Genomic DNA, 15,929 nt, shown 5'->3' with positions numbered 1-15,929 from the left:
AGGGCGGGTCTCGGCGGCCGGTGGCTACGACTGCCGAGCGCGGCACCCGAACCCGGCCTTGACCTTCCAGTCACTGGAAGAACCATTTCCCTTTCGGATGGGTTCCGCAACGAACGGAACCGCAAGGCGCAGACAGGCGCCGAGAAAAAAGGCGCAGACCGGCGCCCCGAAAGGAGTGACCATGCAGACGATCGAGTCCGGCTCCGCCGGCAACGGCAGCAAGCGGGCCGTCCTCTACCGGATGGTCATGGAAAAGCACGTCTGCCCCTACGGGCTGAAGTCGAAGGATCTTCTCGAACGCCAGGGGTTCGACGTCGACGACCGCTGGCTCACGACGCGCGAGGAGACCGACGCCTTCAAGGCGGAGCACCACGTCGAGACGACGCCGCAGACCTTCCTCGGCGGCGAACGGGTCGGCGGCTACAGCGAGCTTCGCGAACATTTCGGCAAATCCGTCGCCTCCGCCGACGAGACGACCTACCGTCCGGTCGTCGCGATCTTCTCGGTGGCCCTCCTGATGGCGCTCGCCGTGTCCTATGCGGCGGAAGGCACCGTCCTCACCGTCCGGGCGGTCGAGTGGTTCTTCGCCATCGCCATGACGCTGCTCGGCATCCAGAAGCTGCAGGACGTCGAGAGCTTCTCGACGATGTTCCTGAACTACGACCTTCTGGCGCGGCGCTGGGTGCGCTACGGCAAGATCTATCCCTATGGCGAAACGCTGGCGGGGCTTTTGATGATCGCCGGTGCGCTCACCTGGCTGTCCGCCCCTATCGCCCTCGTCATCGGCACGATCGGCGCGGTCTCGGTCTATTACGCCGTCTATGTCCAGAAGCGCGAACTCAAATGCGCCTGCGTCGGCGGCGCCTCCAAGGTGCCGCTCGGCTTCGTCTCGCTGACCGAGAACCTCGTCATGATCGGCATGGGACTGTGGATGCCGCTGCGGATGATGATCTGGGGCTGAGGGCGGCAGCAGCGCCTCCCGCCCCCTGTCCGTCCGACGTTGCGGGGCGCTCACGCGCCGCGCGGCGCGGGCTTTCCGGCCGCGACGAACAGTTGCGACCGGTCACCGCTCAGCGCGGATAGGCGGCGAACCGCTCCGCCTCGCCGTCCGGTCTCACCAGAAGGACCGCGAACGGCGTGTCGCCGTGGCCCATGCCGGGCGCATCGGCCGGCATGCCGGGCACCGTCAGGCCGATGGCCTCCGGACGCTCCTTCAGGAGACGCGCAACCTCGGCGGCCGGGACGTGGCCCTCGACGACATAGCCGCCGATGCGGGCCGTGTGGCAGGACGACAGGGCGGGCGGGAGCCCGGCGGCGCGCTTGATCCGCGCGAGTTCGTCGGACGAGCGGTCCTCGACGACGACGGCAAAGCCCGCTGCGCGCATGTGCTCGACCCACCCGTGGCAGCAGCCGCAGGACGGGGATGCGTAGACCGTCATCGCCTCGGCCGCCCGGCCGGAGATCGTCAGCCCGAAGAGGGCGCTCCCGACGAGGCCAAGGCCGATCGCACGCCTGCGTGTCAGTCCGGCCATTCTTCAGTTTCCCTTCGTCTTGCCCGTCACCGTCAGGACGCCGTGCATTCCCGCCTCGTAGTGGCCGGGAATGAGGCAGGCGAACTCGAAGGTCCCCGCCGCCTCGAAGGCGAGGTCGAGCGAGCCCGAAGCCCCGGGCGCCAGCCGCAACGCGCCCTCGGCGCCATGTGCCATGTCCGGCATCGCCTCCATCTCCGCCTTGTGGGCCATCAGTGCCGCATGGTCGCCGGGGACGAATTCGTGATCGGTGCGGCCATCGTTGCGGATCTCGAAGCGAACCGCCTCCCCCGCCCGCACCGTCACCGTCGAGGGCTCGAAGCCCATCGAGCCGTCGTCCTTCTCGACCATGGCGAGGGCGATCGTCCTGTCGGGCTGGCGGGCGGCCGGCGAAATTTCCGCCGCATCGTGCGCACCGTGATGGCCAGCCGCCGCCATGGCCGCGCCGTTCGAAGCGACGGCGCATGCCGCGCCGGCAAGCAGCGTCGCCAACGAAATTGCCAGACGTTGCCTCATGTCACGCCCTTCCGCTTTTCCCGCGCCCCGCGATGCTGCGGGCTCCGCGCCCGACGGAGAGAGAGCGCCACGCGTCCCGCAGGACGCCGGAAGGCGGCTCTCACCCACGTTGTTCCGGCCGTTTCGATCTGACGAACCGAGTCTGCCGGAAATCAGTGCCAAATTTCGGGCGAGGCCGGCGCGCCATATCGCCGCCCTCCGGCGTCACTCGTCGGGGCGCGGCTCCGGCTCGCGCTTTTCGAGCGCGCGGCCCGACTCCACCCAGCCCTCCGTGCCGTCGGGATACCAGTAGACCGACGAATAGCCTGCGGCGACGGCGCGCTTGGCGGCATTGTAGCTCATCCAGCAGTCGCGCTTGCAGTAGAAGAGGATCGGTGCCGCCTTGTCGCCTCGGGTGACCCGCGCGAGACCGTCGAAGAAGTAGCGCTGCATCACCGGCGCGAGCTCGCCATAGCCGGTGTCCACCAGCCAGATCGAGCCCGGAATGTCCTTCCTGGGCTCGGGCCGCCAGATCGTGTCCTTCGGCAGGTTCTTCGGCCGCGGGACGCGCGGCAGGACGTCGACGAAAGGAACGCCTTCCCCGTGCAGACGAACCGCGGCCGCCGTATCGGCCACCGTCCCGCCGGCGAGCGTCGCCGGTACGGCAGCACGGTAGTCGTCCATCCGGTAGCCGTGCGGCTCGGCGACCGGCGCCGCGTCGTCGGCGGCGGCAGCCGCAAAGGTGAAGGCCGGCATGAGGCCGACCGCCGCGGCGGTGAGGCCGAGGGCGAGGGCGAGAGCCCGGAGGCCCTGGCCGCGCCCTTCGCGGCGGGCCGGATGCGGCGTTTCCCGTCGCAGGAACCCGCCGGGCGTCGCTCCGCCCCGCATGTCAGCCCTTCGGGCCGGCCGTCTCGCCGGCACCGGGTTTTTCGGCTCCGGCCGCGTCGTCGGCCTTCTTCGCCGATGGCTCGATCGGATGGTCCTGTTCGTCGAGCAGCGGCACGCCGTAGGACAGCAGGATGTCGTTGATCGCGGCCTGGTTGGCGGCGATCGTCCGGTTCAGCGTGCGCTTCCACTCCTGGTCGGAAGGACGCACGCCCATGGTGATCCGGAAGGCCATCGCCGGCCCCTTGCCCTCGTGGGTGAGCGGCACGACCGACAGCGGCTCCGAAGCGCCCTTGGCGTAGTAGCCGGCCATCGGCCCCCACAGCACCGCGGCATCGATGTCGCCCTTTTCCAGGTCGGTCATCATCGCCTTGGCGGAATTGTCGATGCGCGTGTCGATCACCAGCGGATAGGGCTTGGCCTTGGCCATCAGCCCGGCCCTCGCGAGATAGGTGGCGGGCGGCGTGCCGGCGACGATGCCGATGCGCTTGCCCTTCAGCTTCGGATCCTCGATCCTGGTGACGCCCTCGAGGTCGCCGCCCTTCGGATAGACCAGCGCGTAGGCCGTCCGATAGTAGGCGTTGGTGTTCTGGACGAGCTCGTCACCCTGCGGATAGCTCATGATGATGTCGCAGAGATTGGAGCCGAGCGTCATCCGCACGAAGCCGGTCGCCTGCGGGAAATAGGTGTAGGTGACGTCCTTGCGGCCGAGCTTCTGCGCCAGGAAGTTCGCGACGGCCTGCTCGAAACCCTCGCCCTTCTGGTTCGAGAAGGGCATGTTGTTCGGATCGGCACAGACCCGGAGGACGTCGGGATCGACCAGTTCGATCTCGCTACCGAACTCCCGGTCGGCCTGCGCCAGCGCGCCGCTCGAAACGAGCAGCAGGCCGGCGATGGCCGCGGCGACGCGGCCGAGGCCGCGCGCGCCGGATTTCATGCAAGCCCTCATCGGCTCAGAACCCGAGACACTTGTACTCCGCATCCTGGGCCTCCTTGTTGTTGGCGATCCGCTTCGGCTCGCCGCGGCCGACGACGCCGTCGGCCCGGGCGCGCAGATAGGTGTAGATCGCGTCCATCGAGCACATGACGTTCGGATCGTCGCCCCAGGCCGGCATCACCGAATTGCCGCTCGGATTCCACTTGTTCTGCTGGCCGCTGACGACGATGCCGGCGAAGTCGTAATAGGACAGCGCGGTCAGCTGGTCCGTGAGGTTCGGCGCGAAGGACGAGCCGAGACCGTCCGGTCCGTGGCACTGCATGCAGTTGGCCATGTATTTCTTGTAGCCGCGCCAGGTGTACCAATCGACCTTGCCTGCGGAGTCGATGAGATAGGTGGGATTGCCGGCCGGATCCTTGTATTCGCCGAGATCTGAGAGCTGCGGGGTATTGCCCTCGGTCTCCGTGTCCTTGGACGGATGGGCGTCGGGCTTCATCTTCGCCATGTCGGCGCCGTCGGCGGCCTTGCCGCCTTCGCCGCCGGCATCGGCGGCCGCGCCGCCTTCGGCCGCGGCACCCGTCGCAGCCGCGCCTTCCGCTGCCGGCTTGCTTTCGGCCGCCGCCGCCTCGGGCTTGGCCGCTTCGGGCTTTGCCGCCGCGTCACCGCCCGATGCCGCAGCGCCCTCGCCGGCAGACTGCCCCTGCGGCACGATGGTCGTCCCGGCGGTCTCGGCGAGCGCCAGACCGGACACCGAAAGGACCAGCATCCCGGCCAGCGCGATCAATTTCGTCGTCATGCAAACCCTCAACTCTTGGCGCGACATCGTGGTCGCCTTGGCGGTTCGGTTGGCCGCTCCCGATCTGGGCGAGGCCGTGCCGGTGACATGCTGTTCCCCGCCCGACGGCGGAACGGGGCAGCCGCTGCTCCGTCCCGGGCGGCGCTCCGGCGGCGATGTCGGAACCCGTTGCAGACCCATTTTCTCCGGCGGGCCGCCGCGTCGATGAAGCGCGGACGGCACGACTGGCGCGGGATGCGACGAGCCTTCCGTCGCGGCCGCCCTGCCAGAATTTCGTTTCGGATCGTGCCGTGCCCCGGATACCGGCGGCGTTTCGCCGGCACGCCCCGATTCAGGAAGAAGTCCCAGGAGCCGGAACCCTTCAAGGAACGGGCCCCGCGAGCGTGTCGCGAGGCCCGTCCGGTTCATGCCCGTTTCCGGCTTACTTCGAAGCGGTCTGGTCGGGGACCGTGAAGACCGTCAGCTGACCGCCGAGGGCGGTGTACTTCGACAGCGCCGCATAGCCGCCGACCGCGCCGAGACCGGCATTCGGATCGGTGAGGCCCGCTGCGAGGCCGATGCCGGCCCAGCCGCCGATGCCCGACAGGATGCCGACCATCTGCTTGCCGCCCTGCTCGTAGGTCATCACGTTGCCGATGATGCCGGACGGGGTCTTGTACTTGAACAGCTCGTCGCCGGTCTTGGCGTCGACCGCCTTCAGATAGCCCTCGAGGGTGCCGTAGAAGACGATGCCGCCCTTGGTGGCGAGAGCGCCGGACCACACCGAGAACTGCTCGGGCAGCGACCAGACGATCTTACCCTTGCCGGCGTCCCAGGCGATGAAGTTGCCCATGCCGCCATGGCTGTTCGGGGCCGGATACATCGACAGCGTCGCGCCGACATAAGGCTGGCCCGCAGTGTAGGCGACGCGGAACGGCTCGTAGTCCATGCAGACGTGGTTGGTCGGCACGTAGAACAGCTTGGTGTCCGGCGAATAGGCCGAAGGCTGCTGGTCCTTGGTACCGAGCGCGGCCGGGCAGACGCCGGTCGTGTTCACGTCTTCGCCGTTGTGCTCGGTCGAGTACTGGTCGACGACGAGCGGGCGGCCGTAGGTCTTGGAGCTCTTGTCCATGTCGACCTTGGTGGCCCAGTTCACCGCCGGGTCGTACTTCTCGGCCACCAGCAGCTCGCCGCTCTCGCGATCGAGGGTGTAGGCGAAGCCGTTGCGGTCGAAGTGGACGAGGGCCTTGTGGTCCTTGCCGTCGACGGAGACGTCGGCAAGCAGCATCTCGTTGACGCCGTCATAGTCCCACTCGTCGTGCGGGGTCATCTGGTAGACCCACTTCGCCTCGCCGGTGTCGGCGTCGCGAGCATTGATGGTCATCGACCACTTGTTGTCGCCCGGGCGCTGCGCCGGGTTCCAGGTCGAGGGGTTGCCGGTGCCGTAATAGACGAGGTTCAGGTCCGGGTCGTAGGCCGTCCAGCCCCAGGTGGCGCCGCCGCCGATCTGCCACTGATCGCCTTCCCAGGTCTTCACCGAGGAGTCCTTGCCGACCGGCTTGCCGAGTTCGGTGGTCTTCTCCGGATCGATCAGCATTTCCTTGTCCGGACCGGTCGAGTAGGCCTTCCAGACTTCCTTGCCGTCGGCGAGGCTGTAGGCGGTCATGCGGCCGCGCACGCCGAATTCGCCACCGGAGATGCCGACGAGGACCTTGTCCTTGACGACCTGCGGTGCGGCAGTGCCGGTCTCACCCTTGGACGGATCGCCGTTCTTGACCGACCAGACGACTTCGCCGGTATCGGCGTTGAGCGCGACGAGGGTCGTGTCGGCCTGGTCGAGGATCACCAGGGCCGGACGGTCACCGTCGGCCGGCGCATAGGCGACGCCGCGGTTGACCGTGTCGCAGCACATCACCGGGATGACGTTCGGATCCTGCTTCGGCTCGTACTTCCACTTGATCGTGGCGTCGTTCTTCAGGTCGAGGGCATAGACGAGGTTCGGGAACGGCGTGTGCACGTACATCGTGTCGCCGATCACCAGGGGATTGCCTTCGTGGCCGCGCAGCACGCCGGTCGAGAACGACCAGGCCGGGACCATCTTGGAGACGTTGTCCTTGTTGATCTTGTCGAGTTCGGAGTAACGCCAGTTGGCATAGTTGCCCGTGGGCATGACCCAGTCGGACGAATTCTTGGTCATGTCCTGCAGGCTGGCGGCCGAAGCGGCACTGCCAAGTGCGATCAAGAGGCTCGAAGCCAGCGCGGCCGTGGTGATTGATTTCAGCATGAAGTCTCCTCCCATGGGACTGATGCACGCGCAGGCACGCACAGCGGGCCGACACGATTCCAGCGATGAATGGGGAAGGCTTCCGGCAGCGTGTCACGACCTCCAATAGGGGTCTTGGTGGGCACCGTTGAACATTACCCTACCAGTGGCCTTCGAGATTCGGGGCGCTCCCAACACCACCGATCTTGAAGCCGGAAACCATGGGGCACACCCTAGTGCGGGAATTTTTCCTGCGCAAGCAGAGATATCGAGGTTTTCTATGTGCACTGCACAAAAGCACCGACACCCCGATCGATCATCCCTCCCGGAGCGGCGGGTGCCGAAAGTTCTTCTTCCGGTTTGTCGTGAACTATCCACGTGTCCGCGCGTCATATCTGATGCTTTATTGCGGAACGACTGCAATTCTCGGTCCGATTGCTGCAGAACATCGGTCGCACGTCCAACCCCATCCCAATCCGACAAAGCAGCGGGAAACACCACGAGTGGACGCGCAGTGGGGCGGCCGGGGCGATTCATCTTTGCGGTTCGCGCCGTTCTTCCTCGCGGGACGCCGATATTGCGATGCAGCAAATCTCCTCCGGTCAACATGCCGCAGGGGGTTTCTGCCTTCCCAGGAGGCGGGATCGCGGTCCATTCTGGCGGGGCGCCATGGCGAATCCCCATGGCCGCCGGCCCAGCCGGCATTTTCGGCGCGGCGGCCGGGTGCCGCATCCGGCGCCAGAAAGGTAGCATCGTCATGATCAGCCCGCTCCTGCGCGCAGCCGCCCTCGTCGCGCTTTTCGCCACGTTCTGGCAGGCGCCCGCCGCGGCCGGCTCGTTCCCGGCCTTCGAGGAGATCGCGCCGGGCGTCTACGTCCGCCACGGCGCGATCGCCGAAGAGACGCCGGAAAATGCCGGTGCCATCGCCAATATCGGCTTCATCGTCGGCGACGACGCCGTCGCCGTCGTCGATTCGGGCGGCAGCGTCGCGGACGGCGAGGCGACGCTCGCGGCGATCAGGCGGATCACCGACAAGCCGGTCGCCTATCTGATCGACACCCACATGCATCCCGACCACGTCTTCGGAAATCAGGTCTTCGCGGCGGCCGGCGCCCATGTCGTCGGCCATCGCAGGCTGCCGGCGGCCCTCGCAGCGCGGGCGGACTTCTACAAGCAGTCGATGTCGGCGCAGATCGGCCCGGCGCTCGCCGGCGCCGTGGCGATCACCCCGCCGGACGAGACCGTCGCAGAAGAGCGCCGGATCGATCTCGGCGGCCGGACGATCGTTCTGCGCGCCTGGGGGACTGCCCATACAGACAACGACCTGACTGTCTATGACGAGCGCACGAAGACGCTGTTTGCCGGGGACCTCGTCTTCATGCAGCATTGTCCGGTTCTCGACGGCAGCCTGAAGGGCTGGCTGGCGCAGATTCCGGCGCTGAAGGCGATCCCCGCCGAACGCGTGGTGCCGGGCCACGGGCCGGTCAGCGCGCCATGGCCCGAGGCGATCGACGCCGAGGCCCGCTATCTCGAAACGCTCGCCGCCGACACCCGCAAGGCGATCGCCGACGGCGTGCCGCTCGCCGACGCCGTCCCGACGATCGCCGCCGGCGAGCGCGGCGCGTGGCAGCTCTTCGACGATTACAATCCGCGCAACGCCACCGCGGCCTATGCCGAGCTCGAATGGGAATAGGGTTGCGGCAGTGCCTACCCCGACTTCGACCTGAAAACGGCCGCCGGTGCCGCGACGAAGCCGCGCGGTGCCGCCTCCGTGAAGGCGCAAGACCTTGCCGGGGCGGTAAATCGGGTCAAGATGTCCCGCAGGGCACGCGGCCGGGGCGAATCCCAAGCGGAAGACTTCGCAACACCGGCCGAACCTCAGGGAGGAAACCGATGATCGCACGCCGTCGCCGGGAGGCCGGCCGGAGCCGGACCAAGGCACTCCTCGCAGCTTCTTCCATTGCATTCGTCCTCGGCGTCGCCGGGCAGGCGGTGGCGGCGGGCGCCGATGCCGCGGCCGAGATCTCGCCGGAGCAGCGGGCGGCCGAGGCCGAATCCGCCTGGCCGAACCTCAAGCCCGACCTCTTCGGCGACAGGAAGCTGATCGAGGGCACCGACACCGTCGCGATCGAGGCGCCGAAGCGCGCCACCGATCCCGCCGTCGTGCCGGTGAAGCTCAGCTTCGATCCGACGATGGACGTGCGCAAGGTCACGCTCGTCATCGACGAGAACCCCTCGCCCGTCGCCGCGACTTTCGAATTCGCCGACGGCGCCGACATCAGGACGCTGTCGACCCGGGTGCGGGTCAATGCCTATACGGACATCCACGCCGTCGCCGAGACCGCCGACGGCCGCCTGTTCGTGACCAAGACCTTCGTCAAGGCAGCCGGCGGCTGCGCCGCTCCCGCGGCGAAGGATCCGGAAGTCGCCGCCCGCGAGATGGGCAAGATGAAGCTTCGCGAGTTTCAGACCGGCGATGCGGCGTTGAACGAGGCGCAGCTGATGATCCGCCATCCCAACAATTCCGGCCTGCAGAAGGACCAGGTGACGCTTCTCTATATCCCCGCCCATTTCATCACCGACCTTGAGGTCGGAAAGGGCGAGCAGCCGCTCTTCACCATGACGGGCGGGATCTCGATCTCGGAGGATCCGAGCTTCCGCTTCACCTACGGCTCCGACGCCGCGGGTCCGTTCCATGCCAAGGCGAGCGACACCGAGGGCAAGGTCTTCGAAAAGAACTTCGCGGGCGAGCAGTCCTGACGGGACGGCGCCGCCGGCCGACACGGGAATCGGCTGCTTCGCCGCCGCCCGGCTCTGAAGGCGCGCGGCTCTGAAGGCGCGCGGCTGCGCGGTGCCGTCCCGACGAACCCCGACAAGGCCCCAAAAAGCAACGACCGGCGCTGGCTTTCGCCTGCGCCGGTCCGATCATGTCGCGTCGATTTCTTGGAAGGCGGCAGCGTCCGGCCGGCGGCCCCGGCCCGGACAGGCCGCCGGGGAAGGCCACCTGGAATGCGGCCGGGAAGGCCGATGGCCGGCCCTCGCCCTCCGCCGCTTCGGGTCAGCGCTTGGCGAGGCGCTCGTTGCCCTGCTTGACGACCACCTTCGCGCCGAGCGGCACGCGGTTGTAGAGGTCGACGATGTCCTGGTTCATCAGACGGATGCAGCCCGAGGAGGCCGCGGTGCCGATCGTCCACCATTCCGGCGTGCCGTGCAGGCGGAACAGCGTGTCCTTGCCGTTCTGCCAGAGATAGAGGGCGCGGGCGCCGAGCGGATTGGTCAGGCCCGGCTGCATGCCTTCGCGATACGGCTCGAGCTCCGGCTTGCGGTCGATCATCTCGGCGGGCGGGAACCACTTCGGCCAGTGCTGCTTGTCGTGGACCTCGGCATCGCCGGCCCAGGAGAAGCCCTGCCGGCCGACGCCGATGCCGTAGCGCATGGCCATGCCGTTCGCCTCGACGACGTAGAGGAAGCGGTTGGCGGTGTCGACCACGACCGTGCCGGGCTCGTACTGCGCACCGTCGGGATAGGAGACCTCCTGGCGCAGGAACTGCGGATCGACCTTGGCGGTCGGGATGGCCGGAAGCGCGAAACCGTCGTCGGTCACCGCGCCGTAGCCGATCTCTCCCGTCGCGGCGAGGCCGCCGGCAGTCGCCAGATCGTCCGGCCCCGCATAGGCGGCGACCTGGGCGTCGGCGGCCGGATGCAGGCTCGCACGGTGCGGGTTGTCCGCACAGCCGGCCAGCATCAGCGACAGGGTCGCGGAGCCGACGGCGAAACTTGTCTTGATCGTCATGACGGGTGCCGTTGCGGTTGAAGTGTCGGGATGTCTGTCCGGCTGGACCTTCGGCGAAAGCACATCGGACCCTCCTCTCCGATAGGCCTCGCCAGGCAGCCGGGCAACGGCCTCATTGCAGCCTATCGTGGTTAAGAAAGAGTTTGTTGCAGTGCCGTCACAGTTGACCTGTGGCGGCGCCGCGACATGTCGCTGGTCGTCTTCGCAGCGAACCCGAAAGGGTCAGACCATGAATATCGGCGAGGCTTCGCGGCAGTCAGGTCTGCCCGCGAAGACGATCCGCTACTATGAGGAAGTCGGTCTGATCAAGCCCATGCGGGCCGACAACGGCTATCGCGACTATCGCGAGCGCGACGTCCATGTGCTGCGCTTCCTGCAACGATCGCGATCGCTCGGTTTCTCGATCGCCGAGGCGCGCAAGCTGCTGGCCCTCTACGGCGACGAGAACCGCCACCGCGAGGACGTGCGCCGGCTGGTCAGCCGGCGGATCGTCGAGATCGACCGCAAGATCCTCGAACTCAATTCCCTGAAACGCGCCCTCGCCGCCCTGACGGACCAGTGCGAGGGCGGCGCCAGCCCCGACTGCCCGATCCTCGACGAAATCGCCGGAGAGCAGCGCATCTGCGACCGCCGGCAGCACGACTGATACGAGATCCGCTCGATCGGAGCGGGGCTCGCATCAAGCCCGCGCGGCGAATGAGCGTCGTTGTTTCCGGAATCACGACGTGATCTGCCGGACCGTGTGAGGCCGGCCTTCACGCGACGGCCGTTCTTCGTCAGGCTGGCGAACTATCGCGATTCGTTTGCGTTTTGTTTCACAGGCGGTTAACCCTCCCCGCATGCCGCTCGTCTCGCCCTTCGCCCCGGAACCCCTCATCGACGGCCGCCAGTCGGAGCGCGCCATGATGGTCCGCCGCGGCGTTCAGCGGCTGATGCAGGCGCGCCAGGTCGCGCTGCTGCCGGAGATGCCGCTCGATTCCGGCCGCCGCGCCGATCTCGTCTGCCTGTCGGACAAGGGCGAGATCGCCATCGTCGAGATCAAGACCTCCATCCAGGACTTCCGGGTCGACCAGAAATGGCCGATCTACCGGCTGCACTGCGACCGGCTCTATTTCGCCACCCATCCGGGCGTTCCGACGGAGATCTTTCCCGAGGACTACGGGCTGATCCTTTCCGACGGCTACGAAGCGGAGATCCTGCGCGAGGCGCCGCTCGAGCGCCTCGCCCCGGCGACGCGCAAGGCGATGACGCTGCGCTTCGCACGGCTGTCGGCCAACCGCCTCTTGCAGGCCGAATGGGCGGCCAACCCCGCGCCGGCCGACTGACCGGCTCCTGCGCCGGTCGTCGGCGACCGCGGCCGGAAGGGCCGGGCCGGCGGCCCGCAGCGAGGCCGGCCGTGCCCTGATCGGGAGTTGAACCGCGTCAGCCGCGCAGCGTCGCGCCGGTGGCCTTGCCGACGCCGGCGACGATCTTCGCCGAGACGGCCTCGAGCTCTTCCTCGGTGAGCGTGCGCTCGCCCGGTGCGAGCGTCACCTCGATGGCGACCGACTTCTTGTCGCCGCCGAGCGCTTCTCCCGAGAAGACGTCGAACACCCGCACCTCCCTGACCAGCGCCTTGTCGGCGCCCTCCGCCGCCCTGAGGATGCGGCCGGCCTCGACCGAGGCGTCGACGAGGAAGGCGAAGTCGCGCCGCACCGGCTGGAAGGGCGAGAGCGCCAGCACCGGTTTCGTGCGGGTCGGCTTCTTCTTCGGTTCGGGCACGCGGTCGAGAAACACCTCGAAGCCGCAGAGCGGGCCGGCGACGTCCAGCGTCTTCAGGACTTTCGGATGGAACTCGCCGAATTCGGCGATCACCACCTTCGGTCCGAGCTTGACGCGGCCGGAGCGGCCCGGATGGTACCAGTCGCTCGCCGGCGCCTCGATCGTCAGCCTGTCGGCCGGAAAGCCGACCGCCTCAAGGACGGCGAAGGCGTCGGCCTTGGCATCGTAGAGCGAGACGGCGGCGGCGTTGCCCGACCAGAAGCGGCCCGGCCCGGCCTCACCCGCCGTACCCCGGCGGATGCCGCCGGCAACGCGCCTCTGGCCCTCCGGCATGTCGGACTGATAGATCCCCGCCACCTCGAACAGCGCCGTGTCGCCGTAGCCGCGGGCGGCGTTGCGCCGCGCGGCGGCGATCAGCCCCGGCAGCAGCGAGGGCCGCATGTCGGAGAGATCCGCCGAGATCGGATTGGCGAGCTTCAGCGCCGGATCGCCGCCGCCGAAGGTCTGCGCCTCGATCTGCGAGACGAAGCTGTAGGACACGCACTCGACCATGCCGCGGGCGGCCAGCGCCCGGCGCGCGGCGCGGTCGCGGATCTGCGGCGTCGTCAGGATGCGGCCGTTGACCGAAGAGTGGGCAGGAAGCGGCACCGGGCGGATCTCGTCCACCCCGTGAAGCCGCATCACCTCTTCGACGAGGTCGGCCTTGCCGTCGACGTCCGGCCGCCAGCTCGGCACGGTGCAATGAAGGGCATCGCCTTCCCAGCGCGGCGCGAAGCCGAGAACGCCGAGGATGCGCTCCTGTTCGGCGGGATCGATCGAAAGCCCGGTGAGGCGCTCGAACTCGGCGAGCGGCAGGCGGATCTCCTTCGGCGGGACCGCCGCGACGCCCTCGACGACGCGTTTCGAGGCGGTACCTCCGCAGAGATCGAGGATCATCCGGGTCGCCAGATCGAGGCCGGGCTCCATGAAGGCAGGGTCGACGCCGCGCTCGAAGCGGTAGCGCGCATCGGTGACGATGCCGAGGGTCCGGCCGGTGCGGGCGATGTCGAGGGGTTCCCACAGTGCCGATTCGACCAGCACCTCGGTCGTCGTCTCGTCGCAGCCGGAATGCTCGCCGCCCATGATGCCGGCGATCGATTCGACGCCCTCGTCGTCGGCGATGACGCAGGCCCCGGCGGGAAGCGCGTATTCCCGCTGGTCGAGCGCGAGGATCGTCTCGCCTTCGGCAGCGTCGCGCACCCGCAGCCCGCCCGCCACCTTTCCGGCGTCGAAGACGTGCAGCGGCCGGCCGCGATCGAAGGTGATGTAGTTGGTGACGTCGACGAGGGCGTTGATCGGGCGAAGGCCGATCGCCTTCAGCCGCTTCTGCAGCCATTCGGGCGATGGGCCGTTCTTGACGCCGGAGACGCGGCGAAGCGCGAAGCCGAGGCAGGTGGCGCTGGTCACTTCCAGCGCGACGCCGACGTCGCCCTCGCCTTCGATGCGCGGCACCGCCGGGGTCTTCAGCGCTCCGAGGCCCGCGGCCGCGAGATCCCGCGCGACGCCGGAAACGCCCGTCGCATCGGGGTGGTTCGGCGTCAGGTTGATCTCGATCACCGGATCGATCAGCCCGGCATAGTCGGCAAAGCGCTTGCCCACCGGTGCGTCGGCCGGCAGGTCGATGATGCCGTTGTGCTCGTCCGAGAGCTCGAGCTCGCGCTCCGAACACATCATCCCGAAGGATTCGACGCCGCGGATCTTGCCGACCGCCAGGGTCGTGTCGATGCCCGGCACATAGGTGCCCGGAAGGGCGAGGACGCCGACGAGGCCTTCCCGGGCGTTCGGCGCGCCGCAGACGATCTGCAGCGGCTTGCCGCCGTTCACCTCGGGCCCGGCATCGACGGAGAGGAGTTTCAGCCGGTCGGCATCCGGATGCTGAGCCGCCGATAGCACCCGGGCGATGCGGAACGGCTCGAACACCGCCCGGTCGTCGACGGATTCGACCTCGAGGCCGATCATCGTCAGCTTTTCGCAGATTTCGCCGAGGCTCGCCTCGGTGTCGAGGTGGTCTTTCAGCCAGGAGAGTGTGAACTTCATCGTGTCCTGCGTCGTCTTGGTGGCGGCGGCCGGCGCGGCCGCCAAAGGGGTGGCGTTCGGGCTATCGGTTTGCGGCCGGGCGGGCCGGAAGCGAAGCGGGCTTCATGGGTGTTCGGGCCGCGGCACGGCGCCGCCGGCACGCGCCGGCAGATCGACCGACACGCAGGCGAAGGGCAGCGCCTTCCCGGCGAAGGCCTGGATCGTCGGCTCGAAGCGTTGCGGCGTGTCCATGGCGCCGATGACGAAATAGATGCTGTCCGGCAGCCGCTCGTCGAAATAGGCGATCGGCGCGCCGCAGGTCGGACAGAAGGACCGCGCGACCGGCGCCTCGCCATAGCGCATGCCTTCGCCGCCCTCGAACGTCACCGCGCTGCGGTGAAAGCCGACGAAGGCGAGAAACGGCGCGCCGGAGGCCTTCCGGCAGTCCCCGCAATGGCAGATGGCGGCAAAATGCGGTTCGGCACCGCAGCCGAATCGGAGCGCCCCGCAGCGGCAGCCGCCGGTGTGGAGGGAAGCGGCGGAGGTGGTCATGGGAAGCGGCTCACCTTGCATTGCCTGATCGTTGTTTCGGGGGCGGTCACTGCGATCGCTCTTTGAAGAGAAGGCAGACCGCAAGAGTGCGCCGGTCATCGTGACCGGACTCGATCATTTCGATCTCATGGACGGCTTGGCGAGCGAGATCGACGAGTTCCCTGGTCTTGGCGAGAGAGAACAGCTCTCTGGCAGCAGGCATGTAGTCGGCCCGATGTCGCTCTGTCTGAAGGATCACGAGAGTTTCCCCGATGCGCGCCAACCTGTCTCGATCCTTGAGCGGAGCGCGACTGAAGACGGTCTTCAAAGGTCCATGTTCGAGCGCACGGTAGACGCGTCGGTACTCCTGCGAAGATCGGGACGCGGAACGGGTGATGTAGTCCGCGCAAAGCCTCGCCAGCGCATGGAAGACTGCGTAGTATGCGGTGCTGATCGCACGCCGCCGCACGGCATCGTTGCGGGTCGCGCTCTCCGTCAGCAGATCGGCAACCTCGATCATCTGCCCGGCAATCGTCCGACTGGGCACCTACTCGGATTCCTCCACCAGCGGCTCCTCGGGTGCACCGAGCCAGTCGGTCGACAAGATGACGAAACGGTCGTCGCCTCTGCGTCGAAGCGCTCGGTTGGTCGCCGCGATCGCGTCCATCAAACTCGCTGCGGGAACGCGCCGCTCGACCGTCGCCACGACACGGAAGATCGGCTCGCCGTCGAAATCGATCTCTTCGTCGAACGTCGCGCCCTTGAAGCCGAATTCGCCGAGGACATCGGCAAGCGCCGACGTCAGCAACGCCTTGACTTCCTCGTCCGCCAAGACGGCGTATTTGAGCGATGCCATGACAGGCTTCCTTCGATAGCGGGCTCGTCGAGGGTAGCACATCCCTCTT

The 15,929-nt window shown here is 67.9% G+C and carries 16 protein-coding genes; 5 read left to right on the top strand and 11 right to left on the bottom strand.

The window, feature by feature from the left end; genetic code table 11:
- The first annotated feature begins 181 nt into the window (after nucleotides 1–181).
- Complete coding sequence (locus tag J1C47_RS08695; RefSeq protein ID WP_245396453.1) at nucleotides 182–961, top strand: glutaredoxin; 780 nt, start codon at nucleotides 182–184, stop codon at nucleotides 959–961.
- 109 nt (nucleotides 962–1,070) lie between these two features.
- On the opposite strand, the gene J1C47_RS08690 is transcribed toward J1C47_RS08695, so the two are convergent.
- The 6 genes from J1C47_RS08690 to J1C47_RS08665 all read right to left on the bottom strand — a co-directional run bounded on the left by J1C47_RS08690 (nucleotide 1,071) and on the right by J1C47_RS08665 (nucleotide 6,905).
- A complete protein-coding gene (locus J1C47_RS08690) occupies nucleotides 1,071–1,532 on the bottom strand; it encodes a DUF411 domain-containing protein (RefSeq protein ID WP_207350356.1) in 462 nt (153 codons plus the stop codon).
- A gap of 3 nt (nucleotides 1,533–1,535) precedes the next feature.
- Complete coding sequence (locus J1C47_RS08685) at nucleotides 1,536–2,045, bottom strand: cupredoxin domain-containing protein (protein WP_207350355.1); 510 nt, start codon at nucleotides 2,043–2,045, stop codon at nucleotides 1,536–1,538.
- Nucleotides 2,046–2,249: 204 nt separating this feature from the next.
- Nucleotides 2,250–2,780, bottom strand: coding sequence for a PQQ-dependent catabolism-associated CXXCW motif protein (locus J1C47_RS08680; RefSeq protein ID WP_207350494.1), 531 nt, complete (start codon nucleotides 2,778–2,780; stop codon nucleotides 2,250–2,252).
- Nucleotides 2,781–2,913: 133 nt separating this feature from the next.
- Nucleotides 2,914–3,846: a substrate-binding domain-containing protein gene (locus J1C47_RS08675; protein ID WP_207350354.1), complete on the bottom strand. Its 933-nt coding sequence runs from the start codon at nucleotides 3,844–3,846 to the stop codon at nucleotides 2,914–2,916.
- Nucleotides 3,847–3,862: 16 nt separating this feature from the next.
- Nucleotides 3,863–4,642: a c-type cytochrome gene (locus tag J1C47_RS23695; RefSeq protein WP_245396451.1), complete on the bottom strand. Its 780-nt coding sequence runs from the start codon at nucleotides 4,640–4,642 to the stop codon at nucleotides 3,863–3,865.
- Nucleotides 4,643–5,063: 421 nt separating this feature from the next.
- Nucleotides 5,064–6,905 carry a methanol/ethanol family PQQ-dependent dehydrogenase gene (locus tag J1C47_RS08665; protein ID WP_245396450.1) on the bottom strand — a complete coding sequence of 614 codons (1,842 nt, stop codon included), beginning with the start codon at nucleotides 6,903–6,905 and terminating at the stop codon, nucleotides 5,064–5,066.
- Nucleotides 6,906–7,641: 736 nt separating this feature from the next.
- On the opposite strand from J1C47_RS08665, the gene J1C47_RS08660 reads away from it, so the two are divergent.
- Nucleotides 7,642–8,577 (top strand): quinoprotein relay system zinc metallohydrolase 2, encoded by a 936-nt coding sequence (locus J1C47_RS08660; protein ID WP_207350353.1) that lies wholly within the window; start codon nucleotides 7,642–7,644, stop codon nucleotides 8,575–8,577.
- 200 nt (nucleotides 8,578–8,777) lie between these two features.
- On the top strand, nucleotides 8,778–9,644 hold the full coding sequence (locus J1C47_RS08655) for a quinoprotein dehydrogenase-associated SoxYZ-like carrier (RefSeq protein ID WP_207350352.1): 867 nt from the start codon (nucleotides 8,778–8,780) through the stop codon (nucleotides 9,642–9,644).
- 298 nt (nucleotides 9,645–9,942) lie between these two features.
- Here the strand turns inward: J1C47_RS08655 and J1C47_RS08650 are convergent, their stop codons facing one another.
- Complete coding sequence (locus J1C47_RS08650; RefSeq protein WP_245396449.1) at nucleotides 9,943–10,677, bottom strand: L,D-transpeptidase; 735 nt, start codon at nucleotides 10,675–10,677, stop codon at nucleotides 9,943–9,945.
- A gap of 229 nt (nucleotides 10,678–10,906) precedes the next feature.
- Between J1C47_RS08650 and J1C47_RS08645 the strand changes: the two genes are divergently transcribed.
- Nucleotides 10,907–11,323, top strand: coding sequence for a MerR family transcriptional regulator (locus tag J1C47_RS08645; protein ID WP_207350351.1), 417 nt, complete (start codon nucleotides 10,907–10,909; stop codon nucleotides 11,321–11,323).
- Between the two features lie 193 nt (nucleotides 11,324–11,516).
- Nucleotides 11,517–12,002 carry an MmcB family DNA repair protein gene (locus tag J1C47_RS08640; RefSeq protein ID WP_207350350.1) on the top strand — a complete coding sequence of 162 codons (486 nt, stop codon included), beginning with the start codon at nucleotides 11,517–11,519 and terminating at the stop codon, nucleotides 12,000–12,002.
- Nucleotides 12,003–12,099: 97 nt separating this feature from the next.
- Here J1C47_RS08640 and pheT read toward each other — a convergent pair whose 3' ends face one another.
- From pheT to J1C47_RS08620, 4 genes are all read right to left on the bottom strand, one after another.
- On the bottom strand, nucleotides 12,100–14,514 hold the full coding sequence (gene pheT / locus J1C47_RS08635) for a phenylalanine--tRNA ligase subunit beta (RefSeq protein WP_207350349.1): 2,415 nt from the start codon (nucleotides 14,512–14,514) through the stop codon (nucleotides 12,100–12,102).
- 102 nt (nucleotides 14,515–14,616) lie between these two features.
- Entirely contained in the window at nucleotides 14,617–15,045 is a 429-nt protein-coding gene (locus J1C47_RS08630; RefSeq protein ID WP_207350348.1) for a GFA family protein, read from the bottom strand.
- A 46-nt stretch (nucleotides 15,046–15,091) separates the two neighbouring features.
- Nucleotides 15,092–15,544: a hypothetical protein gene (locus J1C47_RS08625; protein WP_207350347.1), complete on the bottom strand. Its 453-nt coding sequence runs from the start codon at nucleotides 15,542–15,544 to the stop codon at nucleotides 15,092–15,094.
- Nucleotides 15,545–15,571: 27 nt separating this feature from the next.
- Entirely contained in the window at nucleotides 15,572–15,880 is a 309-nt protein-coding gene (locus tag J1C47_RS08620) for a hypothetical protein (protein WP_207350346.1), read from the bottom strand.
- Nucleotides 15,881–15,929 lie beyond the last annotated feature (49 nt).

The sequence above is a fragment of the Jiella sonneratiae genome (genome assembly GCF_017353515.1).
Taxonomy (GTDB): domain Bacteria; phylum Pseudomonadota; class Alphaproteobacteria; order Rhizobiales; family Rhizobiaceae; genus Jiella; species Jiella sonneratiae.
Note: the sequence above shows the minus strand (reverse complement) of the source record. Positions and strands in the feature narration are given on the sequence as shown.